30 protein-coding genes are annotated in these 25,442 nt (G+C 72.9%); 16 read left to right on the top strand and 14 right to left on the bottom strand.

All coding sequences use genetic code 11. From position 1 onward, the window contains the following. Positions 1-720 (bottom strand): hypothetical protein, encoded by a 720-nt coding sequence (locus J3R08_RS16380; RefSeq protein ID WP_280841782.1) that lies wholly within the window; start codon positions 718-720, stop codon positions 1-3. A gap of 253 nt (positions 721-973) precedes the next feature. Between J3R08_RS16380 and J3R08_RS16385 the strand changes: the two genes are divergently transcribed. Next, positions 974-1,720 carry an SDR family oxidoreductase gene (locus J3R08_RS16385; protein ID WP_209964257.1) on the top strand — a complete coding sequence of 249 codons (747 nt, stop codon included), beginning with the start codon at positions 974-976 and terminating at the stop codon, positions 1,718-1,720. On the opposite strand, the gene J3R08_RS16390 is transcribed toward J3R08_RS16385, so the two are convergent. After that, positions 1,700-2,293, bottom strand: a complete 594-nt coding sequence (locus J3R08_RS16390) for a TetR/AcrR family transcriptional regulator (RefSeq protein WP_209961900.1) — start codon at positions 2,291-2,293, stop codon at positions 1,700-1,702. The genes J3R08_RS16385 and J3R08_RS16390 overlap by 21 nt on opposite strands. Positions 2,294-2,420: 127 nt before the next feature. Between J3R08_RS16390 and J3R08_RS16395 the strand changes: the two genes are divergently transcribed. After that, positions 2,421-3,608, top strand: a complete 1,188-nt coding sequence (locus J3R08_RS16395) for a macrolide family glycosyltransferase (protein ID WP_374102408.1) — start codon at positions 2,421-2,423, stop codon at positions 3,606-3,608. A 39-nt stretch (positions 3,609-3,647) separates the two neighbouring features. On the opposite strand, the gene J3R08_RS16400 is transcribed toward J3R08_RS16395, so the two are convergent. Next, entirely contained in the window at positions 3,648-4,187 is a 540-nt protein-coding gene (locus J3R08_RS16400) for a DUF1062 domain-containing protein (RefSeq protein ID WP_245254751.1), read from the bottom strand. Positions 4,188-4,511: 324 nt separating this feature from the next. Between J3R08_RS16400 and J3R08_RS16405 the strand changes: the two genes are divergently transcribed. Both J3R08_RS16405 and J3R08_RS16410 read left to right on the top strand, forming a co-directional pair. Next, positions 4,512-5,120 carry a TetR family transcriptional regulator gene (locus tag J3R08_RS16405; RefSeq protein ID WP_187692678.1) on the top strand — a complete coding sequence of 203 codons (609 nt, stop codon included), beginning with the start codon at positions 4,512-4,514 and terminating at the stop codon, positions 5,118-5,120. Positions 5,121-5,176: 56 nt separating this feature from the next. Beyond that, positions 5,177-6,745, top strand: coding sequence for an MDR family MFS transporter (locus tag J3R08_RS16410; protein WP_209961907.1), 1,569 nt, complete (start codon positions 5,177-5,179; stop codon positions 6,743-6,745). Between the two features lie 66 nt (positions 6,746-6,811). Here the strand turns inward: J3R08_RS16410 and J3R08_RS16415 are convergent, their stop codons facing one another. The 3 genes from J3R08_RS16415 to J3R08_RS16425 all read right to left on the bottom strand — a co-directional run bounded on the left by J3R08_RS16415 (position 6,812) and on the right by J3R08_RS16425 (position 9,628). Further along, positions 6,812-7,120 carry a hypothetical protein gene (locus tag J3R08_RS16415; RefSeq protein WP_013286318.1) on the bottom strand — a complete coding sequence of 103 codons (309 nt, stop codon included), beginning with the start codon at positions 7,118-7,120 and terminating at the stop codon, positions 6,812-6,814. 134 nt (positions 7,121-7,254) lie between these two features. After that, on the bottom strand, positions 7,255-8,073 hold the full coding sequence (locus tag J3R08_RS16420; RefSeq protein WP_209961909.1) for a TIGR04222 domain-containing membrane protein: 819 nt from the start codon (positions 8,071-8,073) through the stop codon (positions 7,255-7,257). A gap of 13 nt (positions 8,074-8,086) precedes the next feature. Next, a complete protein-coding gene (locus tag J3R08_RS16425) occupies positions 8,087-9,628 on the bottom strand; it encodes a glycosyltransferase family 39 protein (RefSeq protein ID WP_209961911.1) in 1,542 nt (513 codons plus the stop codon). Positions 9,629-9,736: 108 nt separating this feature from the next. Between J3R08_RS16425 and J3R08_RS16430 the strand changes: the two genes are divergently transcribed. The 6 genes from J3R08_RS16430 to J3R08_RS16455 all read left to right on the top strand — a co-directional run bounded on the left by J3R08_RS16430 (position 9,737) and on the right by J3R08_RS16455 (position 13,544). After that, positions 9,737-10,225, top strand: a complete 489-nt coding sequence (locus tag J3R08_RS16430) for a GNAT family N-acetyltransferase (RefSeq protein ID WP_209961913.1) — start codon at positions 9,737-9,739, stop codon at positions 10,223-10,225. 58 nt (positions 10,226-10,283) lie between these two features. Further along, entirely contained in the window at positions 10,284-10,811 is a 528-nt protein-coding gene (locus J3R08_RS16435; protein ID WP_113974114.1) for a DUF2087 domain-containing protein, read from the top strand. Further along, positions 10,808-11,317 (top strand): GNAT family N-acetyltransferase, encoded by a 510-nt coding sequence (locus J3R08_RS16440; protein WP_280841783.1) that lies wholly within the window; start codon positions 10,808-10,810, stop codon positions 11,315-11,317. Before J3R08_RS16435 ends, J3R08_RS16440 begins: the two co-directional genes overlap by 4 nt. 74 nt (positions 11,318-11,391) lie before the next feature. After that, positions 11,392-11,826, top strand: coding sequence for an Hsp20/alpha crystallin family protein (locus tag J3R08_RS16445; RefSeq protein WP_030504676.1), 435 nt, complete (start codon positions 11,392-11,394; stop codon positions 11,824-11,826). A gap of 104 nt (positions 11,827-11,930) precedes the next feature. Further along, a complete protein-coding gene (locus J3R08_RS16450) occupies positions 11,931-12,920 on the top strand; it encodes a tyrosine-type recombinase/integrase (RefSeq protein ID WP_209961915.1) in 990 nt (329 codons plus the stop codon). A 165-nt stretch (positions 12,921-13,085) separates the two neighbouring features. Further along, positions 13,086-13,544, top strand: coding sequence for a hypothetical protein (locus J3R08_RS16455; protein ID WP_064445967.1), 459 nt, complete (start codon positions 13,086-13,088; stop codon positions 13,542-13,544). 3 nt (positions 13,545-13,547) lie between these two features. On the opposite strand, the gene J3R08_RS16460 is transcribed toward J3R08_RS16455, so the two are convergent. From J3R08_RS16460 to J3R08_RS16470, 3 genes are all read right to left on the bottom strand, one after another. Continuing rightward, the gene (locus tag J3R08_RS16460; RefSeq protein WP_369799353.1) at positions 13,548-14,234 is read right to left on the bottom strand and encodes a thymidine kinase; all 687 of its coding nucleotides are present in this window, start codon (positions 14,232-14,234) and stop codon (positions 13,548-13,550) included. A gap of 83 nt (positions 14,235-14,317) precedes the next feature. Further along, complete coding sequence (locus tag J3R08_RS16465; protein WP_043324045.1) at positions 14,318-15,709, bottom strand: MFS transporter; 1,392 nt, start codon at positions 15,707-15,709, stop codon at positions 14,318-14,320. A 20-nt stretch (positions 15,710-15,729) separates the two neighbouring features. Continuing rightward, positions 15,730-16,497, bottom strand: a complete 768-nt coding sequence (locus J3R08_RS16470) for a glycerophosphodiester phosphodiesterase (protein WP_043330133.1) — start codon at positions 16,495-16,497, stop codon at positions 15,730-15,732. Positions 16,498-16,585: 88 nt separating this feature from the next. On the opposite strand from J3R08_RS16470, the gene J3R08_RS16475 reads away from it, so the two are divergent. Both J3R08_RS16475 and J3R08_RS16480 read left to right on the top strand, forming a co-directional pair. Then, entirely contained in the window at positions 16,586-17,029 is a 444-nt protein-coding gene (locus J3R08_RS16475; RefSeq protein WP_245254752.1) for a helix-turn-helix domain-containing protein, read from the top strand. Continuing rightward, complete coding sequence (locus tag J3R08_RS16480; protein ID WP_209961917.1) at positions 17,022-17,390, top strand: DUF4180 domain-containing protein; 369 nt, start codon at positions 17,022-17,024, stop codon at positions 17,388-17,390. The genes J3R08_RS16475 and J3R08_RS16480 overlap by 8 nt, the downstream gene beginning before the upstream one ends. Before the next feature lie 73 nt (positions 17,391-17,463). Here J3R08_RS16480 and J3R08_RS16485 read toward each other — a convergent pair whose 3' ends face one another. Together J3R08_RS16485 and J3R08_RS16490 are read right to left on the bottom strand one after the other, a co-directional pair. Next, complete coding sequence (locus J3R08_RS16485; protein WP_064445966.1) at positions 17,464-18,111, bottom strand: flavodoxin family protein; 648 nt, start codon at positions 18,109-18,111, stop codon at positions 17,464-17,466. Positions 18,112-18,173: 62 nt separating this feature from the next. Further along, positions 18,174-18,944, bottom strand: coding sequence for a 1-acyl-sn-glycerol-3-phosphate acyltransferase (locus J3R08_RS16490; RefSeq protein WP_064445965.1), 771 nt, complete (start codon positions 18,942-18,944; stop codon positions 18,174-18,176). Positions 18,945-19,121: 177 nt separating this feature from the next. Here J3R08_RS16490 and J3R08_RS16495 point away from each other — a divergent pair, with 177 nt between their 5' ends. Together J3R08_RS16495 and cydB are read left to right on the top strand one after the other, a co-directional pair. Next, positions 19,122-20,534, top strand: a complete 1,413-nt coding sequence (locus J3R08_RS16495; RefSeq protein WP_043324038.1) for a cytochrome ubiquinol oxidase subunit I — start codon at positions 19,122-19,124, stop codon at positions 20,532-20,534. A 17-nt stretch (positions 20,535-20,551) separates the two neighbouring features. Then, positions 20,552-21,550: a cytochrome d ubiquinol oxidase subunit II gene (gene cydB, locus J3R08_RS16500; RefSeq protein ID WP_069089654.1), complete on the top strand. Its 999-nt coding sequence runs from the start codon at positions 20,552-20,554 to the stop codon at positions 21,548-21,550. Positions 21,551-21,613: 63 nt separating this feature from the next. Here cydB and J3R08_RS16505 read toward each other — a convergent pair whose 3' ends face one another. Both J3R08_RS16505 and J3R08_RS16510 read right to left on the bottom strand, forming a co-directional pair. Next, positions 21,614-22,300 carry a hypothetical protein gene (locus J3R08_RS16505; RefSeq protein ID WP_209961919.1) on the bottom strand — a complete coding sequence of 229 codons (687 nt, stop codon included), beginning with the start codon at positions 22,298-22,300 and terminating at the stop codon, positions 21,614-21,616. A gap of 65 nt (positions 22,301-22,365) precedes the next feature. After that, positions 22,366-22,830: a peroxiredoxin gene (locus tag J3R08_RS16510; protein ID WP_280841784.1), complete on the bottom strand. Its 465-nt coding sequence runs from the start codon at positions 22,828-22,830 to the stop codon at positions 22,366-22,368. 90 nt (positions 22,831-22,920) lie between these two features. Here J3R08_RS16510 and J3R08_RS16515 point away from each other — a divergent pair, with 90 nt between their 5' ends. Together J3R08_RS16515 and J3R08_RS16520 are read left to right on the top strand one after the other, a co-directional pair. Then, entirely contained in the window at positions 22,921-23,313 is a 393-nt protein-coding gene (locus J3R08_RS16515) for a YciI family protein (RefSeq protein WP_043324033.1), read from the top strand. A 19-nt stretch (positions 23,314-23,332) separates the two neighbouring features. Continuing rightward, complete coding sequence (locus J3R08_RS16520; protein WP_209961921.1) at positions 23,333-24,553, top strand: RNA polymerase sigma factor; 1,221 nt, start codon at positions 23,333-23,335, stop codon at positions 24,551-24,553. 6 nt (positions 24,554-24,559) lie between these two features. Here J3R08_RS16520 and J3R08_RS16525 read toward each other — a convergent pair whose 3' ends face one another. Then, positions 24,560-25,393 carry a patatin-like phospholipase family protein gene (locus tag J3R08_RS16525; RefSeq protein WP_209961923.1) on the bottom strand — a complete coding sequence of 278 codons (834 nt, stop codon included), beginning with the start codon at positions 25,391-25,393 and terminating at the stop codon, positions 24,560-24,562. Positions 25,394-25,442 lie beyond the last annotated feature (49 nt).

Consider the following 25,442-nt stretch of genomic DNA (forward strand, 5'->3'; position numbering starts at 1 on the left):
TCAGCGGAACCGGTCGACGGTGACGGGAAGCATCCCCTGCTCGCGCATCCGAGTCGTCAGACCGTACAGAAGCACACCGACGGCCTCATCGCGGTCGCCGAGAAGGTCGCAGGTCACGTCCAGTCCCCAGGCGGCACCCGCGGCAACGCGGCGCAGATCCCAGCGGAAGGCGTCGCCGCGGACCTGTCGGCGCGCCGCTCCCAGGACACGCGTGCCGGGATCCGCCGGGTCGCCGGTGATCGGCATCTGCCACGCCTCGCCGAGTGCCGTGAGACCGTCCGGGCTCAACTCGCCGGCGAACAGGATCCGGTAGACGCGCGTCTCGCGGAACCCCGGCCGGGGACCGGAGTCGCCCAGGCGCAGAGGGGGCGGCTGAGCCGGAGGGGCGCCGAAGCACTCCCGCAGCGTGTCCTCGTCCGGCAGGTCCGCGCCGCAGAGATCTCGATAGAGCGCCGCCGCCGCGCCGCGGTCGACGGGCGTCACCCGCTCGCGTAACCCGGCGTCCGCACGTAGCCGCCGGCTGGTGGCCGACGCCTCGTGCCAACGCCCCTCGGACCGGATCCAACCACCGCTCACCAGGCCGGCGGAGGAGTAGTCCGCCGCGAGCAGGAACTCCTCGGCCAGCAGTCCTTCCGGCGCGCCGGCGGCGTCGTACAGCACGTAGTAGTGCAGTGCGGGAGGTGAGCCGGCCATCTGGCGCGCGGGGGATGTCGTCGTCACCCGTGGATTGTCGAGCAGGCCGGGAGCCGACGGTGTTCGGCTCGCCGAACACTTTCGGTGCCGCGACGATTATCGGATTACCGGTAACAGTAATCGACCTACCTGGCCGGTCAAATAGGACGAATCGGCGCTACACCATAATGACAGTTATGCGCGCGCGGTGGGTGTGGCGCGAGATGCGCGGCGAGGGACCACCTCTCGGTCCTCGAACGACTACGGTGAGGCGATCGCGTCCGGGAGGAGGTCGATGGCAATGCGGATTGCGGTTGCCGGAGCGACGGGCCGCATCGGGGCCCTCACCGTCGCCGCGCTGCAGCGGCAGGGTCACCACGTCGTACGCATCAGCCGCTCGCTGGGCGTGGACGTGATGACGGGCGACGGGCTGGACGAGGCGCTCGCCGGCGTCGAGTCGGTGGTCGACACGACCAATGTGGCGGCAGGGGAGCGTTCCGAGACGATGGCGTACCTCGGTGGCCTCACCCGCAACCTGCTGGCAGCCGAACAGCGCGCCGGCGTGCGGCACCACGTGTTGCTGTCGATCGTCGGCATCCACCGGGTCGACGACAACGCCCACTACGCGGGCAAGAGGGAGCAGGAACGACTGGTCGAATGCGGGCCGGTGCCGTGGACGATCGTTCCGGCCACCCAGTTCCACGACTTCGCCGCCATGGTCACGAGCTGGACCGAACGCGACGGCGTCGCCACCGTCGCGCCGCTGCTGGTGCAACCGATCGCACCCCGGGACGTCGCCGACATCCTCGCCGAGGTCGCCGTCGGCGAACCACGGGGGCGCCACGTGGACATCGCCGGGCCCGCGACGGAGGACCTCGTGGACATGGCCCGGCGTACCAATGAGGCGCGGGGGCGCCGGGTCCGGCTCGTCCCGACGTGGTCCGGCGTGTTCGGCACGTCGATGTCCGGCGACGTGCTGTTGCCGGGCGACGGCGTGCGTATCGCGCCGACCAGCTTCGACGACTGGCTAGCCGCGGGTGCCCGGTGACGGGGTGACCGCGGTGACGACCAGGTCGACGATCCCGTCGGCGTAGTCGTCGGTCAGCGGGCCGTTGCGCAGCAGCCAGCGGTGGTACAGCGGACCGAACAGCAGCTCCACCACCAGGTCCAGGGCAGCGTCGGGGCGTACCTGGCCGGCCTCGCGGGCGGCCTCCAGGCGGGCGCGGACCGCGTTCAACTGGGGACGGAGCAGCCGGTCGCGCGCCTGGGCGGCCAGGTCCTCGTCGGCGAGCGTCTCGATGGTGATGGCACGCGTGGTGGCGGACAGCCGGGGATCGGCGAACTCCGCGACGGTGGCCCGGAGAACCGCACGCAGATCAGCCCGCAGGTCGCCGGTGTCGGGCAGCGCGATCACCTCCGGCATGTCGTCGGCGAGCGCGTCCAGGATGACCGCGCCCTTGCCGCGCCACCAGCGGTAGATGGTCTGCTTGCCGACCCCGGCGCGGGCGGCGATCGCCTCGACGGTCAGGGCCGAATAGCCGGTCTCGGTCAGCAGCTCCAGGGCGGCGGCGAGGATCGCGCGACGGGACTGCTCATTGCGGCGGCTGGGCTGCGGAGTCACACCGGCAGCCTACCGCGAGACGAGACGTATCGTCTTGACGGAGGTGGTCGTGCCGTGCTCTGCTGGGCAAGCGAGACGGGACGTCTCGTCTCAGCAGAGATCAGGAGATCACTTGCCGCACATCGCCATGGTCAGCATCCCGTTCCACGGGCACGTCAACCCGAGCTTGGAGATCATCCGTACCCTGGTGCGGCGCGGCCACCGGGTCACGTACGCCAATGACCCCGCCTTCGGCGAGGTCATCCGGTCAACCGGCGCGGAGCTGAAGGCGTACGCCTCGACGCTGCCCGCTGACGGCGGCGCCGGCATCGACGACCTGATCGCGCAGCTCACGCTCTTCCTCGACGACGCGATCGCCATGCTGCCGCAGCTGCGGGCCGCCTACGCCGACGACCGGCCGGACCTGTTCCTCTACGACATCGCGGGCGCGCCGGCCCGGCTGCTCGGCGAGCAGTGGGGGATTCCGGCCGTTCAACTGTCCTCGACGTTCGTGGCCTGGGACGGCTACGAGCAGGAGATGGCATCCGCTGTGGAGGCGATGCGGGCCGATCCGCGCGGCGCCGACTACTACCGGCGGTTCACGGCATGGCTGACCGCGCAGAGTTCGTCGGTCACCGACAGCATGGCGTTCCAGGGGCGGCCGGTCCGCAGCCTCGTCCTGCCGCCGGAGGCGCTCCAGCCGAACGCCGACCGCGTGGACCGGTCGGTCTACAGCTTCGTCGGCCCGGTGCTGGGCGACCGCGCCGAGCAGGGTTCCTGGGTACGACCGGAGCACGCCGGGAAGGTGCTGCTCGTCTCGCTCGGCTCCGCCTTCACCCGGCAGCCCGAGTTCTACCGCCGCTGCGTCGCCGCGTTCGGCGACCTGCCCGGCTGGCACACCGTCCTGCAGATCGGCGAGCACGTCGACCCGGCCGAACTCGGTCCCGTCCCGGACAGCGTCGAGGTCCACCGGTGGGTGCCGCAGCTGGCCGTACTGGAGCAGGCGGATGCCTTCGTCACCCACGCCGGCATGGGCGGCAGCAGCGAAGGTCTCTACTGCGGGACGCCGATGATCGCCGTACCGCAGGCGGCCGACCAGTTCGCGAACGCCGAGCAGTTGGCCGCGCTCGGCGTCGCCCGGGTCGTCGACTCGGGTGACGTCACCGCCGCGGAGCTGCGCGAGACGTTGCTCGCCCTCACGTCGGACCCGGCCGTGGTGGCCCGCAGCGCCGAGCTGAAGCGGCAGGCCCGCGCCGCCGGTGGTGCCGACCGGGCCGCCGACCTGATCGAGGCCGAACTGGCCGCGGTACGGGGCGGCGCCGCGAACAGCGGGTGAGGCGTGGTCGCGGCGGGATGCCGCCGCGACCACGCCCGGTCAGTCCTCCGCCAGCACCGTGAAGGTGAATGCGGTGCTCGTCGGACGCTTCAGCGGGATGTCGCACTTGACCCGGCGCAGCACCTCGGACCGGGTGAGGCCGAACCGGTGGGCGATGAGCCGGTCCGGGCGCACCGGCACCGGGTCGTCGAACGTGACGTTCACCTGCACCGGCCACCCGTCGAGCGGCACGACCGGCGCGTCCAGGCGCCACGCTCCGGTCCAGTCGAGGGTGAAGTGGCAGCGCCGGGCGAACGCCGGGTCCAGCAGTGTGGCCGCCACCAGGTCGGGATCGTTGAGTTGGTGGCCGTGCAGATCGGTGGGATCGAACGAACTGACCGCCGCCCGCTCACGGACGGTGAGCTTGCTGGTCCGGCCGCAGGACACGCAGTGCACCAGCAGCCAGACGTCCAGCAGCTTGCCGTTGGCGTTGACGCGGAACCGGCCCCGGGCGGCGGTGGCCGTCTCCGCCCGGCAGATGACGCAGCGCAGCGACAGCAGCGGAAGGCGGGTCCGGCGTACGACCCAGGGCAGCACCATATGAGGTTGGGATGACATGGAGACCTGATCTCTGAAGACCTGACGCGAGGCCGATTACGCGCGGCCTCGGACGCTGTGGCCGGGCGCGCGAGGGCAGCCCGGGGAGCCGTCGCGCAGGCGACGGCTACAGGCGTGGGGAACGTGTCAGGGTCAGAGAGCAGGAGGGGTCACGCGGAATCGTCCTTCTTCGCTGCGACAGGAGTGCGGGAAACGTACGGGACGTCCGGAACCGCTCTCAACCCGTTTTCCGGGACCGCTGCGTCACGCATCACTTCACTGACTAAAAGTTTGCACTGTCTGCAAGATCGCTCGTAGGGTCGTGGCGTGACCACCGACCAGAGCCGCCCCGGCCTGCGTGACCGAAAGAAGCGGCAAACCCGCGCCGCCCTCAGCGCCGCCGCGCTGCGCCTGGTCGCCGAGCGCGGCCTGGACCAGGTGACGGTGGAGGAGATCAGCGAGGCCGCCGACGTGTCGGCCCGCACCTTCTTCAACTACTTCCCCAGCAAGGACGAGGCGCTGCTCGGCGACCAGCCGACCGACCGCGAGGTGCTGGCCGCCCGCATCGTCGCCGCGCCGCCGGAGGTGTCCGCGTTCGACGCGCTGCGGCTGGCCTTCGGCGACGTCGTCGAAGCCGTCGAGGCCGACCGGGAGGTGTGGCTGCTGCGGCTGCGGGTCATCGCGGCGAACCCGTCGCTGCTCCCGCGGCTGATCAGCGGCAACGCCGAGACCGAGCAGGTGATCGTCGCGGCGGTGGCCGCCCGGCTGGGCCTCGACCCGTGCCACGGCCACCCGACGCTCGTCACCACTGTCGCCGGCGCGATTCTGCGCACCGCCCTGATGCAGTGGGTCGAGCGACCCGACACGACGACGCTGCGCGAGCTGACCGCCGAGGCGTTCGCCGCCGTCGCCGCCGGCCTGCCCGATCCGTCCTGACCCCTCCCATCCGTACCGGCCGTGGCCGCCCGCCCGCGCACACGACAAGGAGTTCGATGACCACCGCCACTGTTCCGCCCGCCGAGACGGGTACGCGGATGTCACGCCGGGAGATCCTCCAGGCGTTGTCCGGCCTGATGGTCGGCATGTTCGTGGCGATCCTCGCCTCGACGGTGGTGGCGAACGCGCTGCCCCGGATCATCGCCGACCTCAACGGCAGCCAGACCGTCTACACCTGGATCGTCACCAGCGAGCTGCTGGCGATGACCGCGACGGTGCCGCTGTGGGGCAAGATGGCCGACCTCTACAGCAAGAAACTGCTGATCCAGTCGTCCCTCGGCCTGTTCGTGGTCGGCTCGCTGGTCGCCGGATTCACCCCGAACGTCGAGGTGCTGCTGCTCAGCCGGGTCATCCAGGGCATCGGCGCGGGCGGCATGACGGCGCTCGCCACGATCGTCATGGCGGCCATGATCCCGCCGCGTGAGCTGGGCCGGTACGCCGGCATCTTCGGCGCCGTCTTCGGTGTCGGCACCATCGCCGGCCCGCTGATCGGCGGCGTCCTGGTCGACACGTCCTGGCTCGGCTGGCGCTGGTGCTTCCTGATCGGTGTGCCGTTCAGCCTGCTGTCCATCGCGCTGCTGCAGAAGACGCTGCACCTTCCGGTGGTCCGCCGCAGGGTCCGCATCGACTGGCTCGGCGCCCTGCTGATCACCTCGGGTGTGTCCACGCTGCTGATCTGGTCGTCGCTGGCCGGGAACAAGTTCGACTGGGCCTCGGGCTGGACCGCGCTGCTGGTCGGCGGCGGGCTGGCGCTACTCGCGCTCGCCGTGTTCGTCGAGTCCCGCACCGAGGAACCGATCATCCCGCTCGGCATCTTCCGCAACCGCACCGTCAGCCTCACCACAGTGGCCAGCATCCTGGTCGGCGTGGCGATGTTCGGCGGCACGGTGTTCCTGTCGCAGTACTTCCAGACCTCGCTCGGCAAGTCGCCGACGGTGGCCGGCCTGATGAGCCTGCCGATGGTCCTCGGCCTGTTGGTCTCCTCGACCGTGGCGGGTCAGCTGATCACCAAGTACGGCCGGTGGAAGATGTTCCTGGTCGCCGGCGCCGCGGTGATGACCGTCGGCATGCTGCTGCTGAGCACCATCGACGCGAACACGAGCGTGCCGATGCTCTCGGTGTACATGGCGGTGCTGGGTGTCGGCGTCGGCATGCTGCTGCAGAACCTGGTGCTGGCCGCGCAGAACGACGTGCCGGCCGCCGAGCTGGGCGCGGCGACCTCGGTGCTGACGTTCTTCCGCAGCATGGGCGGCGCGGTCGGGGTCAGCGCGCTCGGTGCGGTCCTGGCCAACCGGGTCACGTCGCTGACCACCGAGAAGCTCGGGCCGCTGGCCACCGGCGGCGGATCGGCCGAGGTGCCGGACCTGTCGGCCCTGCCGGAGCCGGTGTTGCGGATCGTGCAGGAGGTCTACGGCACCGCGACGTCGGAGATGTTCCTCATCGGCGCGCCGTTCGCGCTGCTCGCCCTGGTCGTCGTGCTGTTCATCAAGGAGAAGCCCCTGAACACGCTCAGCGGTGACGAGCGCCGGGTCCGTGAGGAGGCGGCGGCCGCCGGGATGCACTGATCCCGCACGGTCGAGCGTGGGGCCGCCCCCGGGAGTCACCGGGGGCGGCCCCTTGTGCGATTGCGGTCAGCGTTCCGTACGGTCGTTGATCTCGGTGCCGGACTCGCCGGGCATGGCACCGATCGACTCCTCGGCGGCCCGGCCGCCGGTGCTCTCGTCGCCCTGCTTCAGCGAACTGCGGGGCAGCCCGGCCAGGTGAGCCGGGTCCTCGATCGGCTGGGGCGGCCACTGGTCCTGCGTACCGTCGGTCACCCCGGCGCGGCGCAGCGCCTCGACCAGTTGGTCCGGCGACAGGCGGTCGACCTCCTGTATCCCGGCCCCGCGCGCAATCGCCTGCAGTGTCTTCAGGTCTTCGCTCACGAATGTCTCGGCCATGCCCGAGCCTTCCCGCCCCTCAAGACAAGGAAACCGGCGGGCCTGCCACCGCCGGGTCGATCATGAAGTTGTACCGGACAAACCGGGCGCCGGACACCGTCAACCTCATGATCGACGCGAAATGGGGGGTTCGGTCAGCGGCGGGCGGGTTTGCGGGCGGGGCGCGGGCGGTCCCGGTCCGGGTCGATCCCCACCTGGACGGCGAAGGCCGGGTCCACGGCCAGCAGGGGGCGGGGGCCGAACAGCGCCATTCCGGTGAGCAGCGTGTCGGTGTCGCGGCCCTGCCAGACCGGGCGGCGCTCGGGGTCGAGGTCGGCGTGCTCGCGGCGCAGCCGCCGCAGCAGGCGCCGGGCGGCGGACCCGGTCTCCGGCACCTCGGTCAGCCACCAGCCGCCGAGCGCGGTGGCCAGGCAGCACAGCAGGAGTCCGGCGACCGAGGCGGGACCACCGGCGGAGCGCCCCTCGACGGCGCTGTCCACGAGCCGGGTCAGCCCGACCGCGGCGACCGCGAACAGCGGCACCGTGCCCAGCGCGATCCGCCGCCGCTGCGCGCGGGTGAGCAGCCAGCCGTCGCGGACCAGCCGCCCGACCGTACGGCGCAGCGCCCGGCCCACCTCCGGGTCGGCGAGCACCGCGGCCCAGGTCTGCGGGCGGCGCAGCGCGCTGTGCAGGGCGCGCACCAGCGCGGGCGAACCGGCCGGGGGACGCCCCTGCGCGTGCAGGGTGGCCAGCTCGCCGATCTCGACGCCACCGGCGCGGCGCAGCGCGGCCACCCCGAGCTGGCAGGCCAGCAGCGCCCGATCGGTCAGGTACGCCAGCTCGACCCGGTCGGGCGTCGCGCCCCGGGTACGGCGGCCGGTCAGTTCGCGTACCGCGATCGCGATCGCGACGGCCACGGCGACCGCGCCGAGGTAGTCGAGGAGGAAGATCGACCCGCTGACTCCCCAGAGCATGGCGGCAAGTATGTCAGGAGCCGTGCCGTACCTCGGAGTCCCAGATCTGCGACCACGGGCGGCGCAGCCCTCGGGCGACGAAGATCGGCTCGCCGTTCTCGTCGTTGTCGACGTCGACCCGCTGGTCGACCCGGCCGGCCTCGGTGACCTCGGTGAACCAGGCGCGCAACCGGTCCGGGCGGGACCAGCCGACGACGATCACCACGTCGGCGTCGTCGGGCGGCCGGCCGAACGTGGCCATGCTGTTGTGCCCCGAGTACGCGCGGGGCAGTCCCCGCTGCGGCCCGTACCGGGCCAGCGCGCCGGCCTCGCCGTAGTTGCCGGTCAGCACCACCGCCCGGTCCCGCTCGGGCGGGGGCAGGGCGCGGTGCACGGCGGCGACCGAGTCGGCGAACTCGGGCCAGCCGATGGTCTCGCCCGCGTCGTAGTTCGCCGCGACCACGAACCCGGGCAGCCGGTCGGCGGGCAGCGTGGGCAGCAGCAGCACCGCGCTGCTCGCGGCCATCAGCACGGCGGCGGTGACCAGCAGCGCCTGCCGGATCCGGGGCGCGCCCCGCCGCGCCCATTCGACGGCCGGCACCACCCCGGCGGCGGTGAGCACCAGCAGCAGCGGCGCGTCGTAGTAGCCCTTGCCACCGGCCACCACCACGATCGCGACGACGACCAGCCAGGCCCAGGCCAGCGACCGGTACGCCGCCCAGTCCGGCCGGCGCAGCAGCGCGACCAGCCCGGCTACCCACACCGGGACCGCGAACGGGCTGATGATCAGGAACTGGAGCACCACGGCGTCGATCCGGCCGCTGTAGGAGCTGTCGCCGCCGGCGATCGACGCGGCGACGTCGAGCTGCGGGAAGCCGTGCGCGGCCTGCCACGCCGCGTACGGCACGGCGAGCAGCACGGCGACGCCCGTGCCGGCGAGCACCCACCGGTCGCGCAGCAGCCGGCGCGGCCCGGCGATCAGCAGACCGGCGACCAGGCCGACGCCGAGCAGGGCGGGCAGCGGCTTGTTGAGCAGGCCGACGCCGAGCGCGAGCCCGGCGCCGAGCGCCCACCGGCTGTCGCCGGTGCGCAGCATCCGCACCACGCACAGCGCCGCGGCCAGCCACACCAGCAGGTCGACGCTCGTGGTGCTGAGCAGGTGGCCGCCGGCCAGCACGATGCCCGAGGCGGCGGCGAGCACCGCCGCGGCGCTCTGGGTGACGCGGTCGGCGCCGAACTGCCGGGCGATGGCGGCGACCAGCACGACCGCCGCGCCGCCGATGAACGCCGACGGGGTACGCAGCACGACCAGGTTGCCCGGCGCAATCGTGTCGGCCAGCCGGGCCAGCGCCGGCACGAGAGGCCCCTGGTCGACGTAGCCCCAGTCGAGGTGCCGGCCGCACAGCAGGAAGTACAGCTCGTCGCGGTGGTAGCCGTAGCGGCCGGCGAGCGACAGCAGGACAGCGGTGAGGACCGCGCCCACCACCAGGGGCGCTGCGGTACGCGGACCGGCGGGCGGCGGGCCAGCGGGCGCGGCGGCCTGGCTCCGATCGACGTCGGCGACTGATTCGGCCACCTGCCCATGATGGACCGCACCGGCGGGCCGTCGATGCCCCGTGACCCTCGGCCGGGTGGACGGAAACCGGTGGCCGGACGGCCGGGGCGACGGTTAGCGTGCCCGGCGATGAGGATTCGTGACTACGCCGACGCCGACTGGGACCAGGTCTGGCCGATCTTCGCCGACGTCGTGACCGCCGCCGACACGTTCGCGTACGACCCGGAATGGTCGCCGGGGACGGCGCGCGAGGTGTGGGTGGAGCGGCCGCCGGGGCGTACCTCGGTCGCGGTGGAACACGACGGCGCGGTGCGCGGCACCGCGAAGATGGGCCCGAACCGGCCCGGGCCGGGGTCGCACGTGGCGACCGCGAGCTTCATGGTGGCGGCGCACGCGCGCGGCCGGGGCGTGGGCCGTGCGCTGTGCGAGGACGCGTTGGACTGGGCGCGGCGGCAGGGCTTCGCCGCGATGCAGTTCAACGCCGTGGTGGAGACCAACACGGCGGCGGTGGAGCTGTACCGGCGGCTGGGCTTCACGGTGATCGGCACCGTGCCGGAGTCGTTCGCCCACCCGACGCTGGGCCGGGTCGGGCTGCACGTCATGCACCGGCGGCTGTGACATCGGCGGCCGGAAAACGCCTGGCCGGACCGGGTGGGTTGCTGACAGGCTGCCCGCCATGACCGCTCATGCCCTCGCCGGGGCGCTCGCCGACGAGCGCCGCCGGACCGTGTTCGCCGCGATCGTGCTCGGCGCCCGGGACCTGTCTGCCGTGGTGGCCCGCACCGGGCTGCCGGCCCGCGACGCCGCGGTGGCCGTACGCCGTCTCACCGACACCGGTGTGCTCGCCGATGACGGGGATGGGCTGCGGGTCGACGCCGAGCGGCTGCGCGAGTTCGCCCGGGCCGGGGCGGCGTCTCCGGCGGCCCCGGCGGCGAACCCGCGCGAGACGATCCTGCGCACGTTCCTGCGTGACGGCGCGCTGACCCGGCTGCCCGCGCAGCGCGGACGCCGCCGCGTGCTGCTGGAGCACATCACCGAACGCACCTTCGAGCCGGGACGTCGTTATCCGGAGCGGGAGGTGGACGACGCGCTGCGCCGGTGGTGCGAGGGCGGCGAGGCCGACCACGTGACGCTGCGCCGCTACCTGATCGACGACATGCTGCTCACCCGCGAGCAGGGCGTCTACTGGCGGACCGGGCCGTGAGCGGCTGGAGCACGCACGTCGTACGCCCGGAGCAGCCGGACGCGACGCTGGTGCTGCGCGAGTACATGGCGGAGATGGTGCGCCGCTGGTACGGGCGTCCGGAGCAGCCCGGTGAGGTGGACGCCGCGCTGGCCGAGGACCCGAGCGACGACCTGGTCCCGCCGAGCGGGCTGCTGGTGCTGGCCCGCCGCGACGGTCGCCTCGCCGGGTGCGCCGGGCTGCGGTGGCAGCCGGACTGGGCCGAGCTGACCCGGGTGTACGTGCGCCCGGAGCACCGTGGCGCCGGTGGTGGAGCGGCGCTGCTCGCCGCGGTCGAGGCGTACGCCGTCGGTGGCGGGGCGACGCGGATCCGGCTGGACACCCGCTCCGACCTGGTCGAGGCGCGGGCCCTGTACGCCCGGCACGGCTACCGGGAGATCCCCGCCTTCACCAGCGGCCCGTACGCGCAGCACTGGTTCGAGAAGTCACTGCCGGCGCGAGTTGACGACGCGGCGCGGGCGCGTTAAAACAGAACCAGGAACTTGAGTCACCAAGACTCAACTTGAGACCTTGGGCCAGGAGAACCGAGGAGGCAAGAGCCATGTTGATGCGTACCGACCCGTTCCGCGAGATCGACCGGATCGCCGAGCAGTTCTTCGGCACCGCCGCCCGGCCCGCCGTGATGCACCTGGACGCCTACCGCGACGGTGACCACTTCTACGCGGCGTTCGACCTGCCCGGCGTCGACCCGGACAGCATCGACTGCACCGTCGAGCGCAACGTGCTGACCGTCCGCGCCGAGCGCCGCCGCCCCAGCGGCGAGAACGTCGAGCTGGTCGCCGCCGAGCGTCCGATGGGCACGTTCACCCGGCAGCTGTTCCTGGGCGACACGCTCGACACCGACCGGCTGGAGGCCGGCTACGAGAACGGCGTGCTGACGCTGCGCATCCCGATCGCCGAGCGCGCCAAGCCGCGCCGGATCACCGTGGCCACGCCCGCCGAGGGCAACGGCCGCCGCCAGCTCACCACCGCCTGATCGTTCACGCCGACGCGGGGGAGGCCGGAGCGCCGGCCGACCCCGCGTTGTCGTACCAGCGCGCCTGATCGCCAAACCATCCGCGGGCTGAGAGCCTTTCTCACATGCTTCGCCCCGAGGTGCTGCCGCGCGCCCGCACCGCCGCCCTGCCCGCCGGCCCGGCCGACGTCACCGAGGCGTGGCTGCGCAACCGGCGGCTGTCCGAGCACACCCGTGACGCGTACCGCCGTGACGTCACCGGCTGGCTGACCTGGTGCGCCGAGCGTGGGCTCGACCCGCTGCGGGCCACCTTCCTCGACGTCAACGCCTACGGCCGGGAGCTGGAGTCCACGCCGCGCGGGCGCGACGGCCGGACGCTCACGCCGGCCACCGTCGCGCGCCGGCTGTCCGCGCTGTCGAGCTGGTACGACTTCCTGGCCAAACTGGGCGCGGTGACCGCCAATCCGGTCTCGGCGGCGGACCGGCCCCGCGTCGACCGGGACCACTCCGCCACCGTCGGCCTCACGCCGGAGGAGGTCGACGCGCTGATCGCCGCCGCCGAGACGGACACCGGCCCGACCGCCGCCCGCAACCGGGCCGCCGTCGCGCTCCTGGCCGACCTGGGGCTGCGGGTGGGGGAACTGGTCGCGCTGGACGTGTCCGACCTGGGCACCGAGCGCGGTCACCGCAGCGTCCGCTTCGTCGGCAAGGGCGGCAAGGTACGCCGGCGCGCGCTCACCCCGGGCACCGCGTACGCGGTCGACGCCTACCTGACCGCGCGGGCCGAGGCGCAGGGCGTGACGGTGCCGGAGCTGACCGGTCCGCTGCTGGTCACCGCGACCGGCGGCCGGCTGGACCGGCATGCCGTGTTCCGGCTGGTGCGCCGCCTCGCCCAGCGGGCCGGGATCGCCGCCTGGGCGAAACTGTCGCCGCACTCACTGCGCCACGCTTTCGCCACCACGGCCCGCTCCGAGGGGGTGCCGCTGGAGGACGTGCAGGACGCGATGGGGCACGCCGATCCGCGTACCACCCGCCGCTACGACCGGGACCGGCACAACCTGGACCGCGACCCGGCGTACGCGATCTGGGCGGCCCGCGCGCGCCGTCGCGGCTGAGCCGTCGCGCGGACCGGTCAGCCCTGCGGGCGGGGGCAGAGGCAGAACGGCTGCCCGATCGGGCGTACCGGCAGTCTGCCGCCGCCCCCTGACATCTTCGGCCCGTCACGGGCGCGCGGCGCAACCGCCTGCGCGGCGCGTTCCGGTTGCCTACCGTCGACGGTGATGGGCAGGCAGCAGGAGTGGCACCACACGGCCCGGCGGCGCCGGCCGCTACGCGCGGGCGTGCTGATCGCCGGTCTCGGCGTGGGCACCTGCCTGATCGGGGTGGCCGGGCTGGCGGTGTGGAACGCGCAGGTGGTGCTCCAGTCCGACGGGCCGGTCCGGGAGACCGCCGACGGGTTCTTCCGCGACGTCGCCGCCGGGGACACCGACGCGGCGTACGAGCGGCTGTGCGCCGAGGCCCGGGGTAGGTGGAGCAAGGCCGGTTTCGGCAGTTGGGTGCGTACGCCGCCGCAGGTCAGCGGCTACGAGATCGTCGACGTGTCGGTGGCGACCCGCTCCGGCAAGCCGACCGGGACGGTGATCGTGCGGATCAACCGTGACGGCGGCGGCAGCGAGGAACGTGAGTTGCCGATCGTGTCGGAGGGCGGGTCGTGGCGGGTGTGCGGGGACCCGTTCTGAGGCTCAGGCGCGGGGGCCGAGGTCCCCGGAGCGGTAGTGCCGCCGGCACAGCACCTGGTAGCGCACGTCGGCGGTGTCCACGGTGTCGCCGATGACGACCTGGGCGCCCTCGCGGACCACCGCGCCCTGCACGACCCGGGCGTTGAGCAGCCCTTCCCGGCCGCACCAGCACAGCACCTCGACCTGGATCCGGGCCACCTCGTCGGCCAGTTCGAACAGCCGCTGCGCGGCCGGGAACAGGCAGGAGCGGAAGTCGGTGGCCAGCCCGAAGGCGTAGACGTCGACGTCGAACCGGTCGACCAGTTCGGCCATCTGCTCGACGTGTTCGAGGTTGTAGAACGACGCCTCGTCGCAGATCAGGTAGTCCACCCGTACCCCTTCGGCCCAGGCGTCGCGGACCAGGTCGCGCAGGTCCAGGTCGTCGGTGACCTCGACGGCCTCGTGGGCCAGGCCGATGCGGGTGGTGACCTGCGGGCCCAGCGAGCGGTCGATGCGGGTGGTGACCAGGCCGCGGCGGCCCTGGCGGGCGTGGTTGTGGTTCATCTGCAACGCCATGGTGGACTTGCCGCAGTCCATCGGCCCCCAGAAGAACTTCAGGGCGGCGGCGTGCAGCGGCCGGCCGTCGACGCCGCGGGCGGCGGCGCAGCCGGCGGCTCGGTCGTCGCCCGGCCCCGGCAGGGGACGGGCCAGGCAGGTCGGGGCGGCGTCGTCGGTCACGTCGGGGCAGCCTAGTCCATCGACGCCGCCGGATCCGGTCCGCGATGATCGACCCGTCAGAGCACCCGGGGCGGGGTGTTGCCGGCGGCGATGATGGCCCGGCGCATCGGCACGGCGGCGAGCAGCGCGAAGCCGACCACGAAGAAGATCAACAGCGACACCAGGCCCACCCGGTACGACGAGGTCAGCTGGAACACCAGGCCGAACGCCAGCGGGCCGAGCCAGCTGGTGCCCTTGTCGCTGATCTCGTAGAAGCCGTAGTACTCGCCTTCCTTGCCGGCCGGGATGAGCTGACTGAACAGCGACCGGCTCAGCGCCTGGCTGCCGCCGAGGACCAGGCCGATGCAGCCGCCGAGGATCATGAACGGCACGGGCGCCTCGGCCGGCAGCCGGAACGCGGCGATGATCACACCGGTCCAGAGCACCAGCGACAGCAGCACGGTCTTCCAGGCGCCGATGCGCTTGGCGAGCGCGCCGAGGGCGAGCGCGCCGCCGAACGCGAGGAACTGCACCAGCAGGATGGTGACGATCAGCGTGCTCTGGTCCAGTCGCAGCTCCTCGGTGCCGTACTGGCTGGCCAGGGTGATGACGGTCTGGATGCCGTCGTTGAAGACCAGGAACGCGAGCAGGAAGAACAGCGTCAGCGGGTACGTCTTGAGCTCGCGCAGGGTGCGCCCGAGCTGCCGGAACCCGTCGGTGAGCACGTTGCCGCCCGCCTGCAGGGCGGCGGCGGTGGGGTGCTCGCGCAGCCAGCGCAGCGGGACCAGGGTGAACGCCGCCCACCACACGCCGGCGGACACGATCGACCAGCGGGCCAGGTCCAGCGTGCGCTGGGCGTTGCCCTCCTCGCTGAGCATGGTGACGGCGACGAGGTTCAGCGCGAGCAGCAGACCGCCGCCGAGGTAGCCGATGGCCCAGCCGCGGCTGGAGATGCCGTCGCGCTCGTCCGGGCCGCCGAGTTGCGGCAGGAACGAGTTGTAGACGACCACGGCGGCGCCGAAGGAGATGTTCGCGACCAGGAACAGCGCGCCGCCGAGCAGGTAGCGCTCACCGGTGACGAACGCGAACGCGATGGTCGCGCCGGCGCCGGTGAAGGCCGCCGCGGCGAGCAGCCGCTTCTTGTGCGCCGACCGGTCGGCGATCGCGCCGATCACCGGCAGCACGAACACGGTGAGGAAGACCGACAGCGAGATCAGGTACGGGTAGAACGAGCCGGCGGCGACCTTGACGCCCAGCGGGTACACCGCGCCGTCGCAGCTGTCCGCGCCCAGTTCGCAGCCGGCGGCCAGCTCGGTGACGGTGGTCAGGAACGGCCCGAGGAAGACCGTGATGACCGTGGTCTGGAACGCGGAGTTCGCCCAGTCGTAGAAGTACCAGCCGGTGCGCTCGCGGCGGGTGCTGCCCGGTCCGGCGGGGTCGGCGACGGCGGGGGTGACCGTATCGGCCATCGGGGGTCGTCCTCGGGGGGTCAGGCGGCCCAGTGGCCGCGGCTGCGGTAGACGTCGCGGAGCACGCTGACGTGATCGGTCATGATGCCATCCACACCAAGATCAAGTAAGTGGTGCATCTGGGCGGGTTCGTCGATCGTCCAGACGTGCACATGCAACCCGATCCGGCGGCAGTACGCGAGGAACCGCCGGTCCACCACCGGCACCCGCCCGAAGGAGACCGGGACCTGCGCGGCGACCACGGACGGGGGCAGCCGCACCGGTCGCCCGTGCAGCGAGGCCAGCCGCAGCCGGGCCACGCCGCGCATGCCGAGGCTGGTGGCGACGCTCGGGCCGGCCAGCGCGCGCAGCCGCGACAGCCGGGCGTCGCTGAACGAGGCGAGCAGCACCCGGTCACCCGCGCCGGCCCGGGTGACGGTGGCGACCGTGGGCGCCACGCCGCCGTCGGACTTGACGTCGATGTTGAACCGCACCTGCGGCCAGGCGTTCAGCACGTCGTCCAGCCGGGGCACCAGGGCGGCCCCGCCGACGCGCACCGAGGTCAGGTCGGCCCAGCGCAGGTCCGCGATGCGACCGGGCTCGCCGGTGACCCGGCGCAGCGTCGGGTCGTGGAAGACCACGGGTACGCCGTCGGCGGTGGCGTGCACGTCGGTCTCCACGTACCGGTAGCCCAGGGCGACGGCACGGGCGAACGCGGCGGCGGTGTTCTCGTCGCCGTCGGCCGCGCCGCCGCGGTGGGCGAACGCCAGCGGCGCGGGCGCGTCGAGGTAGCCGTGACGGGGCTGCACGCGGGCAGTATGCCCGGCCCGGGTGGCGCGCACATGACCAGGCGGTGAAATTATCTATCGTTCCCTATCGTGACTAAGATAGGGTGCGATGAGTAACGACATGTATTCGGTGGAGCAGGTTGCTGACCTGCTCGGCCTGCACGTGCGCACGGTGCGCGGCTACATCCGCTCGGGCCGGCTGCGGGCCACCCGGATCGGCAAGCAGTACCGGATCGCCCGCGCTGACCTGGACGCGCTGACCGGCCGGCCGGCCGTCGCGGCCACCGGACCGGCGGCGGAGGTGTCCAGCGTCGTACGCCTCGACGGCGTCGACCGGGCCGCCGTCGACCGGCTCGCCACGCTGGTGCTGGCCGGCGTGAACACCCACCACGACCCGGACCGCCCGCTGCGCGTGCAGACGGTCCACGACGAGGAGCGGCACCGCATGACCATCGTGATCCTGGGCGATCTCACCGCCACCGCCGACCTGTTGCGCCTGCTCGACGGGGTGCTGGGCGGCGGCAACGACCTGCTCGGCGGCGGCCGTGACTGACCAGATGCAGGAGCGCGCCGGCGTGCCGGTGCTGGTCTGCGACCCGGACGGCCCGCCGATCGCCACCGAGAGCGACGCGCTGGACCTGATCGGCGCGGCGTTCCTCGGCGCGACAGTGGTGGCGGTGCCGGCCGAGCGGCTCGACCCCGGCTTCTTCACGCTCGGCACGCGCTTCGCCGGTGAGGTGATGCAGAAGTTCGTCAACTACCGGCTGCGCCTGGCGATTGTCGGCGACATCTCCGACCACATGGAGCGCAGTGCCGCGCTGCGCGCGCTGGTGGCCGAGTCCAACCGCCACGACCAGGTGTGGTTCGTACCGGACCTCGATGCCCTGGACGCCCGCCTGCGCGCCACCCCCTGACCCCCGTCGATCTTGCGATTGCGGCCCTCGTTCGGGGCGGTTTGCCGGGTTCAGCCGGGCCGCAACTGCAAGATCAACGGGGGCGGGCGGGGGCGGTGGCTGCGTCGCGGGTTCCCGGCGGCGGGTAGGGCTGCTCCGCGAGCAGCCGGGCCAGGTGGGCGCTGTTGAGCGCCAGCGCGGCGGTGGTGCGGCCGGTCGTGTCGGGTTTGGGGCGGGCGTCGACGTAGTCGGTCTTGTGCAGCGCCTCGCCGACCCAGTAGGTGGCCCCGGCGGCCGGGCAGGTGAACCCCACCTCGTTGAGGGCCTGCTGCACCTCGGCGATGGTGTGGTGCGCGCCGTCCTCGTTGCCGACCACTGCCACCCCGCCGACTTTGCCGTAGGTACGCAGGCGGCCCTGGTCGTCGGTCTCGGACAGTTCGGCGTCCAACCGTTCCAGGACCATCTTGGTGACCGACGAGGGCTGACCGAGCCAGATCGGCGTGGCGATGATCAGGATCTGGGCGGCGAGCAGCTTGGCGCGGATGGCGGGCCAGCCGTCGCCGGCACCCTCGTCGACGGAGACCCCGAAGCGCACGTCGTGGTCGACCACGCGGACGATCTCGCCGTCGACACCCTGATCGGCCAGCGCGTCGAGCACCTCCTGACCGAGCACCTGGGAACTGGACGTCGCCGGTGAGCGCTTCAGGGTGCAGTTGAGGACGAGTGCTCGAACAGCGGTCATGGCCGGATCCTCTCCGCCTCGGGATTGCGGGACTTGATACCCGCCTCCGGGGCCGGGATGCGTCAGCCGGGGCGGTGGCGGCGGTGGGCGCGGGCGGTGTCGACCGGCCGGCCCGGGTCGACGTGGCGCGGCAGGTCCGGCTCGTCGGGGCGCAGCGGGACCAGGTCGTCGGTGATCGCGTCGATGATCCGGTCGGTGGCGTGCCGGGCCGCGCCGGGAGAGCCCGACCGCAGGTCGTCGATCGGCACCGGGGCGCCGAAGTGCACCCGGATGGCGGGCCGGCGGACGAGCGCGCGGGCCACCCCACGCAGCATCCCCTTGGGCGCGCGGTACGGCAGTACCTCGTGCGAACCCCACTGCGCCACCGGTACGACGGCGGCGCCGCTGGCGAACGCGAGCCGGGCCGTGCCGGTCTTGCCCCGCTCGGGCCACATGCCCGGGTCGAGCCCGATGCGTCCCTCCGGGTAGACGAGCACCACCGAGCCGCCGGCCACGGCCTGGGCGGCGACCTCCAGCGAGCGGTGCACGGCGGCGGTGCCGCGGTCGACGCGGATGTGCCCGGCGCGGCGCATCAGCGCCCCGATCACCGGGGTGCGGAACAGGCCGCCGGTGGCCATGATCCGTGGCGCGACGTCGCGGACCCGGCAGGCGGCGGCGAGCACGACCGGGTCGAACGGGCTGATGTGGTTGGCGGCCAGGATCAGCGGGCCGCGGCGCAGCGCGTCGGGCACGTCGCCGGTGACCTCCAGCCGGCCGACCAGCCCGACGGCGGCGCGGGCGAGCGTCTGCGCGCCCCGCCACAGCAGCGGCGCGCGCCAGAGGGTGCTGTTCATCAGTGCTGGATGGTCGCACGCGCAGGGGTGGCGGCGGGAGCCGGTGGGGGTCCTCCGGCAAGGGTGATCAGGGTCATTGGTCCCGGGCCGGGTGGGGCCCTGCGGCCCTGCTGCTGTCGCTACGACGCCGAGTAGTATCTACTACGTCTCGTAGTATGCACAGCTGGGGGTTTTCTGGTGGACGCGTTGGACGTCGCCCGCTGGCAGTTCGGTGTCACCACCGTCTACCACTTCTTGTTCGTGCCGTTGACCATCGGCCTGTCCGTGCTGGTGGCGATCCTCCAGACCATGTGGCACCGCACCGGCAACGAGCGGTACCTCAAACTCACCAAGTTCTACGGCAAGCTCTTCCTGATCAACTTTGCGATGGGTGTGGTCACCGGCATCGTGCAGGAGTTCCAGTTCGGCATGAACTGGAGTGACTACTCCCGCTTCGTCGGTGACATCTTCGGCGCGCCGCTGGCCATCGAGGCCCTTGTGGCGTTCTTCCTGGAGTCCACGTTCATCGGCCTGTGGATCTTCGGCTGGGACCGGCTGCCCAAACGCCTGCACCTGGCCGCGATCTGGGCCGCCGCGATCGGCACCAACCTGTCGGCGTACTTCATCCTCGCCGCCAACTCGTTCATGCAGAACCCGGTCGGCTTCCGGATCAACCCGGAGAGCGGCCGCGCCGAGCTGACCGACTTCGTCGCCGTGCTCACCAACAAGGTCGCCCTGGTCACCTTCCCGCACACGCTGGCCGGCTCGTTCCTGGTCGCCGGGTCGCTGATGGTCACCGTCGGCCTGTGGCACGTGATGCGCAACCGCGACAGCGCCGACACCGGCGCGTACCGCTTCGCCACCAAGCTCGGCTCCTGGGTCGTCCTGATCTCCTCGGCGCTGGTGATCCTCACCGGCGACATCCAGGGCAAGATCATGACCGAGGTGCAGCCGATGAAGATGGCCGCCGCGGAGGGCCTCTACACCACCGAGAGCCCCGCCTCGTTCTCCGTGCTCACCGTCGGCAGCCTCGACGGCAGCCGCGAGATCTTCGCTCTCAAGATCCCGTACCTGCTGTCGTTCCTCGGCACCGGCGACCCCAACGGCACCGTGCAGGGCATCAACGACCTCCAGGCCCAGTACGCCAGCCAGTACGGCCCCGGCAACTACGCCCCGATCATCCCGGTCACCTACTGGAGCTTCCGCTTCATGATCGGCTTCGGGCTGGCCGCCGCCGCGATCGCGCTGCTGGTGCTCTGGAGCCAGCGCAAGGGCCGCACCCCCACCAGCAAGTGGCTGCTGCGCGCCGGCCTGGTCATGCCCGTGCTGCCGCTGCTGGCCAACTCCTTCGGCTGGATCTTCACCGAGATGGGCCGCCAGCCGTGGATCGTCTTCGGCGAGATGCTCACCCGTGACGGCGTGTCCCGCAGCGTCTCCCTGACCGAGGTCCTCACCTCCTTCACCGCGTTCACGCTCATCTACGCCGTCCTCGCGGTGGTCGAGTTCAAGCTGCTGGTCCGCTATGCCCGCGCCGGCGTCCCGGACGTCACTCCGCAGACCGACGACGACGACACCGACGACGCCGAGCGCCCGCTGGCGTTCGCCTACTGACACCCCGGAGCCCAACCGTGGAACTGACGACCGTCTGGTTTCTCCTCGTAGCAGTGCTCTTCACCGGCTACTTCATCCTCGAAGGCTTCGACTTCGGCGTCGGGATGCTGCTGCCGGTGCTCGGCCGCGACGACCGGCAGCGCCGTGTCCTGATCAACACCATCGGCCCGGTCTGGGACGGCAACGAGGTGTGGCTGATCACCGCCGGCGGCGCCATGTTCGCCGCCTTCCCCGAGTGGTACGCCACCCTGTTCTCCGGCTTCTACCTGCCGCTGCTGCTCATCCTGCTGGCCCTGATCGCCCGCGGCGTCGCCTTCGAGTACCGCCACAAGCGGCCCGAGGCGTCCTGGAAGCGCCGCTGGGACCAGGCCATCTTCTGGGGCTCGGCGATCCCGGCCGTGCTGTGGGGCGTGGCGTTCGCCAACATCTTCCGCGGCGTGCCGCTGGACGCCGACCACGAGTACGTCGGCGGGCTGCTCGACCTGCTCAACCCGTACGCGCTGCTCGGCGGCCTGACCACGCTGGGGCTGTTCCTCACCCACGGCGCGGTGTTCCTGGCGCTCAAGACCACCGGCGACATCCGCGAGCGCGCCGGCGCCCTCGCCGTCAAGCTCGGCGTCGGCACGGCCGTGGCCGCCGTGGCGTTCCTGAGCTGGTCGCTGACCATCCGCTCCAGCGCCGCCGCCGTCGTGCTCGCCGTCGGCGCCGCCCTCGCCCTGCTCGGCGGTCTGGCCGCGGCCAAGGTACGCCGGGAGGGCTGGGCGTTCACCGGCACCGCCGTGGCGATCGCGCTGGCCGTGGCGACACTGTTCGCGGCGCTGTTCCCGAACGTGATGCCGTCCACGCTCGACGCGGCCGGCACGCTCACCGCCACAAACGCCGCGTCCACCCCGTACACCCTGAAGATCATGACCTGGGTGGCGGTGATCTTCACGCCGATCGTGCTGGCGTACCAGGGTTGGACGTACTGGGTGTTCCGCCGCCGGATCGGGGTACAGAACATTCCGCAACACTGATCGACCTGTGGGCGCAGGGGCGCGGGGCCGGTGCGAGGGGGTCGCACCGGCCCCGCGGGGCGTTCAGCGCGCCTCGCGCAGCTCCGCCAGCCGCGCCTCGATCTCGGCCAGCTCGGCGCGCAGCTTCTCCGCCTGCTGCTCCGCCTCGGCCCGCTCGGCGGCGAGGATCTGCTCCACCGCCTCCTGCACCCCCGGCACGTCCACCAGCGCCACCATCCGCAGCGCCTCGGCCGGCTTCACCACGTACGGCCGGGCCAGCGCCTTCGTGCCCTGCTGCGCGGCCACCGTCCACTCGCCCTCGGCGTAGGCCAGCGTCACCGTCAAGCCCGGCGGGGTCTTCGGCTTCGCGGCCTTCACCGCCCGCTTGGCCGGCTTCGGCTCCGCCTGCGGCGCCTCGGTCTTCGGCTCCTCCCGTCGTGGCGCCGGCACCCGCGGGGTGTCCAGCACGAACTCCGGCTCCGGCGCGGCCGGCGGCTGCTCCGGTTCCGGCTTCGCCTCGGCGGCCGGACGCCGCCCGGCGCCCTTCGGCGCGACCGCCACGTCGGTGCGGGAGAACGGCAGCTCGTCGCGGCCGAACCGCACCACCACGAACTCCTCCGACGCCTCCGGGTCGGTCAGCTCCACCACCTGCCCGATCTGCCCGGCGATCTGCCCGGCCGTCTCGGTGAACACCACCCGGGGCTTGCGGCCCGCCGCGAGCGCCTCCCGGATCCCCTGAACCTCGTCAGTGGACAAACCCTGACCCGCCATCACGCCCTCTTCCGTACACCTGTTTGACGCAGCCTTGATACCAGCCGGCTGCGACACCACGATGATCAGCCCCCGAGGGCCCGCAACGCCGCGTCGGCGTGCTCGTTCATGCTCAGCTCGCTGCGCACCACGGCGAGGACCCGCCGGTCCGTGCCGATCACGAACGTCATCCGCCGCGTGCTCAGCGGCCCCAGCGGCAGCCGCCGCCGCACCCCGAACGCGTCCGCCACCGCGCCGTCGACGTCGGAGAGCAGCGGATAGTCGAACCCGTGCCGGCGGGAGAACTCCGCCTGCCGCTGCACCGGATCACGGCTGATCCCGACCCGCTGGGCGCCCACCGCGGCGAACTCCGCCGCCAGATCCCGGAAGTGACAGCTCTCCGCCGTGCAGCCCCGCGTCATCGCCGCCGGATAGAAGAACAACACCACCGGCCCGGCGGCCAGGAACTCCGACAGGCGACGCGGCGTCCCCGTCTCGTCCGGCAGCGTGAAATCCTCGATCAGGTCACCGACACCCAACGCGTTACTCATGACGCGAGGATATGTAGACATCGGCGATGCGGCTCCGTCGTCCCCGGCGAGCGGCGGGGAGGCACCGCCGCACGACGCGAAGGACCGACAGTGAAGTACGTCATCATGATCCACTCCAACCCGGAGCCGTGGGGCCACCCCACCTCCGAGTATCTGGCCTCCTACCAGGAGCTGCCCGCCGAGGTACGGGACCGGCTCAACGCCGACTTCGAGCAGGTGCTGACCGAGCTGCACGCCAACGGTGAGCTCGTCGTCGGTGAGGCGCTCGCCGACCCCGCCACCGCACGGCTGTACCGGTGGAGCGACGGCGCGCCGCTGGTGACCGACGGCCCGTACTCCGAAGCCAAGGAACACCTCGCCGGGTTCTTCCTGATCGACGTGGAGGACCAGGCCCGCGCCGAGGCCGTCGCGGCGAAGTTCGCCGGGCCGGGGGAGACCGTCGAGCTGCGGCCCCTGATGTGGCCGGGCGGCTCCGATCAGTAGCGCCACAGCGCTGGCGGACGTGTGGCGCCGGGAGGCGCCGCACGTCCGCGCCGCGCTGCTGCGCCGCTACGGGCACCCCGACGCCTGCGAGGACGCCCTGCAGGACGCGGCGGAGGCGGCCGCCGCCAACTGGCCGCGCACCGGCGTCCCCGACGACCCCCGCGCCTGGCTGATCCGGGTCGCCGCGCGGCGGCTGATCGACCGGATCCGCGCCGACGCGGCCCGTACCCGCCGCGAGCGGCTCGACGCGGCCCGGCAACCCGACGCCGGCCTCGTACCGCCCGTCGACGACACGCCGGTGACCGGCGCCGACGACACGATGCGGCTGCTGTTCCTGTGCTGCCACCCGGCGCTGAGCCGCCCCTCACAGGTCGCGCTGACCCTGCGCGCGGTGGCCGGCCTGCGCGTCGAGCAGATCGCCGCCGCCTACCTGGTGCCGGCCCGGACCATGACGCAGCGGCTGAGCCGGGCCCGCGCGACGCTGCGCGAGGCGGGCGCCCGGTTCACCATGCCGCCGCCGCACGCGCTGCCCGCCCGGGTGGCCGCCGTGCTCGACGTGTGCCACCTGGTGTTCAGCGAGGGCTACACCCGCACCTCCGGCGACCAGCTCCTGGACGTCGCACTCGCCGAGGAGGCGATCCGGCTCACCCGCCAGGTCCACACCGCACTGCCCGAGCACCACGAGGTGACCGGCGCGCTGGCGCTGATGCTGCTCACCCACGCCCGGTCGCCCGCCCGCACCGACGCCGCCGGTGACCTCGTGCCGCTCGCCGACCAGGACCGCTCCCGCTGGCGCGCCGACCTGATCGACGAGGGCGTCGCGCTGCTCGGCCGGGCCCTGCCCCACGGCCCGGTGGGCCGCTACCAGCTCCAGGCGGCCATCGCCGCCGTCCACGCCGAGGCCCCGACGTTCGACCGCACCGACTGGCTGCAGATCAGCGTCCTCTACGACATGCTGAGCCGGGTCGCCCCCAGCCCGTTCGTCACACTCAACCAGGCCGTCGCCGTGGCCATGGCGCACGGCCCCGACGTCGGGCTGGCGCTGCTCGGCCCGCTGCTGACCGACCCGGCCATGCGCGGCCACCACCGGCTGCACGCCGTCCGCGCCCACCTGCTGGAGCTGCACGGCGACCCGCGGGCCGCCGCCGAGCACTACCGGCTGGCCGCCCGGCTCACCGGCAGCCTGCCCGAACAGCGCTACCTCAACCGGCGGCTGGCGCGCCTGACCAGCGACTCCTGATCGCGGTCACCGCCACACCCCGGCCACCTCGTCGGCCACCGTGTCGGCCTGGGCGAACCCGGCCCGCGCCGACGCGGCCCGCCGCGCCGGATCCAGCACGTTACGGCCGATCGCCGTGCGCGCCGCCCGGTCCGGCGACACCACCGCCACCCGCGCGCCCGCCTCCCGCAGCGCCGTCACCTGCGCCGACAGCCGCGGCATCGGTCCGACCGCCGCACGGGTCGGCGCCAGCACCACCACCCGCTCGCACCCGGCCGCCAGGTCCGCGTTCACCGGCGACCGGACGCCGCCGTCGACGAAACGCCGGTCACCGATCGTCACCGGCGGCCAGACCCCCGGCACCGCGCAACTGGCCCCGACCGCGTCCACCAGCGGCACCCCGCTGTCCGCGTCGAACACCACGAACTCGCCGGAGGCCGCGTCGACGGCGGTGACCAGCAGCCGCGCCGCCGGCCAGTCCGACGACGGCAGCCGCGCCGCGATCACCGCCCGCCGCGACTGCTCCGACGGGGTACGCGCCGACAACGCCATCGCGCCGATACGCGCCCGGGCCCGCGCCGCGTCCCGGCCCCGCCCACCGGCCCACGCCCAGCGCAACAGCACCCCCGTCCCGAGGCGCGCCGGCACCTCCTCGCGGGGCGGCCGCAGCTGCGCCTCGTACAACTGCGTCACCGGCGTACCCGAACGCACCTGCGCCCCGACCACCGACCCGGCCGACGTGCCCACCACCAGCTCCGCCTCGTCCAACCGCAGGCCGTGCCCGGCCAGCCCGGCCAGCAGACCCAGCTCCCAGGCCACCCCGGTGACCCCGCCGCCACCCAGCACCAACGCGCGCCCCATGTGACAGTCCTCTCCACCCCGGATGGTCCCGCCCACGGTAACGTCGCCC

The organism is Micromonospora sp. HB375, from assembly GCF_017872985.1.
In the GTDB taxonomy this organism is placed as follows: Bacteria; Actinomycetota; Actinomycetes; order Mycobacteriales; family Micromonosporaceae; genus Micromonospora; species Micromonospora chalcea.

What these genes read in the sequence shown, in the direction of transcription:
- J3R08_RS16385 (WP_209964257.1), top strand. Translation starts at nt 974, where the DNA reads ATGCGGATTGCGGTTGCCGGAGCGACGGGCCGCATCGGGGCCCTCACC.
- J3R08_RS16395 (WP_374102408.1), top strand. Translation starts at nt 2,421, where the DNA reads ATGGTCAGCATCCCGTTCCACGGGCACGTCAACCCGAGCTTGGAGATC.
- J3R08_RS16400 (WP_245254751.1), bottom strand. Translation starts at nt 4,187, where the DNA reads ATGGTGCTGCCCTGGGTCGTACGCCGGACCCGCCTTCCGCTGCTGTCG.
- J3R08_RS16410 (WP_209961907.1), top strand. Translation starts at nt 5,177, where the DNA reads ATGACCACCGCCACTGTTCCGCCCGCCGAGACGGGTACGCGGATGTCA.
- J3R08_RS16415 (WP_013286318.1), bottom strand. Translation starts at nt 7,120, where the DNA reads ATGGCCGAGACATTCGTGAGCGAAGACCTGAAGACACTGCAGGCGATT.
- J3R08_RS16420 (WP_209961909.1), bottom strand. Translation starts at nt 8,073, where the DNA reads ATGCTCTGGGGAGTCAGCGGGTCGATCTTCCTCCTCGACTACCTCGGC.
- J3R08_RS16430 (WP_209961913.1), top strand. Translation starts at nt 9,737, where the DNA reads ATGAGGATTCGTGACTACGCCGACGCCGACTGGGACCAGGTCTGGCCG.
- J3R08_RS16435 (WP_113974114.1), top strand. Translation starts at nt 10,284, where the DNA reads ATGACCGCTCATGCCCTCGCCGGGGCGCTCGCCGACGAGCGCCGCCGG.
- J3R08_RS16445 (WP_030504676.1), top strand. Translation starts at nt 11,392, where the DNA reads ATGTTGATGCGTACCGACCCGTTCCGCGAGATCGACCGGATCGCCGAG.
- J3R08_RS16450 (WP_209961915.1), top strand. Translation starts at nt 11,931, where the DNA reads ATGCTTCGCCCCGAGGTGCTGCCGCGCGCCCGCACCGCCGCCCTGCCC.
- J3R08_RS16455 (WP_064445967.1), top strand. Translation starts at nt 13,086, where the DNA reads ATGGGCAGGCAGCAGGAGTGGCACCACACGGCCCGGCGGCGCCGGCCG.
- J3R08_RS16465 (WP_043324045.1), bottom strand. Translation starts at nt 15,709, where the DNA reads ATGGCCGATACGGTCACCCCCGCCGTCGCCGACCCCGCCGGACCGGGC.
- J3R08_RS16475 (WP_245254752.1), top strand. Translation starts at nt 16,586, where the DNA reads ATGAGTAACGACATGTATTCGGTGGAGCAGGTTGCTGACCTGCTCGGC.
- J3R08_RS16485 (WP_064445966.1), bottom strand. Translation starts at nt 18,111, where the DNA reads ATGACCGCTGTTCGAGCACTCGTCCTCAACTGCACCCTGAAGCGCTCA.
- J3R08_RS16490 (WP_064445965.1), bottom strand. Translation starts at nt 18,944, where the DNA reads ATGAACAGCACCCTCTGGCGCGCGCCGCTGCTGTGGCGGGGCGCGCAG.
- J3R08_RS16505 (WP_209961919.1), bottom strand. Translation starts at nt 22,300, where the DNA reads ATGGCGGGTCAGGGTTTGTCCACTGACGAGGTTCAGGGGATCCGGGAG.
- J3R08_RS16510 (WP_280841784.1), bottom strand. Translation starts at nt 22,830, where the DNA reads ATGAGTAACGCGTTGGGTGTCGGTGACCTGATCGAGGATTTCACGCTG.
- J3R08_RS16525 (WP_209961923.1), bottom strand. Translation starts at nt 25,393, where the DNA reads ATGGGGCGCGCGTTGGTGCTGGGTGGCGGCGGGGTCACCGGGGTGGCC.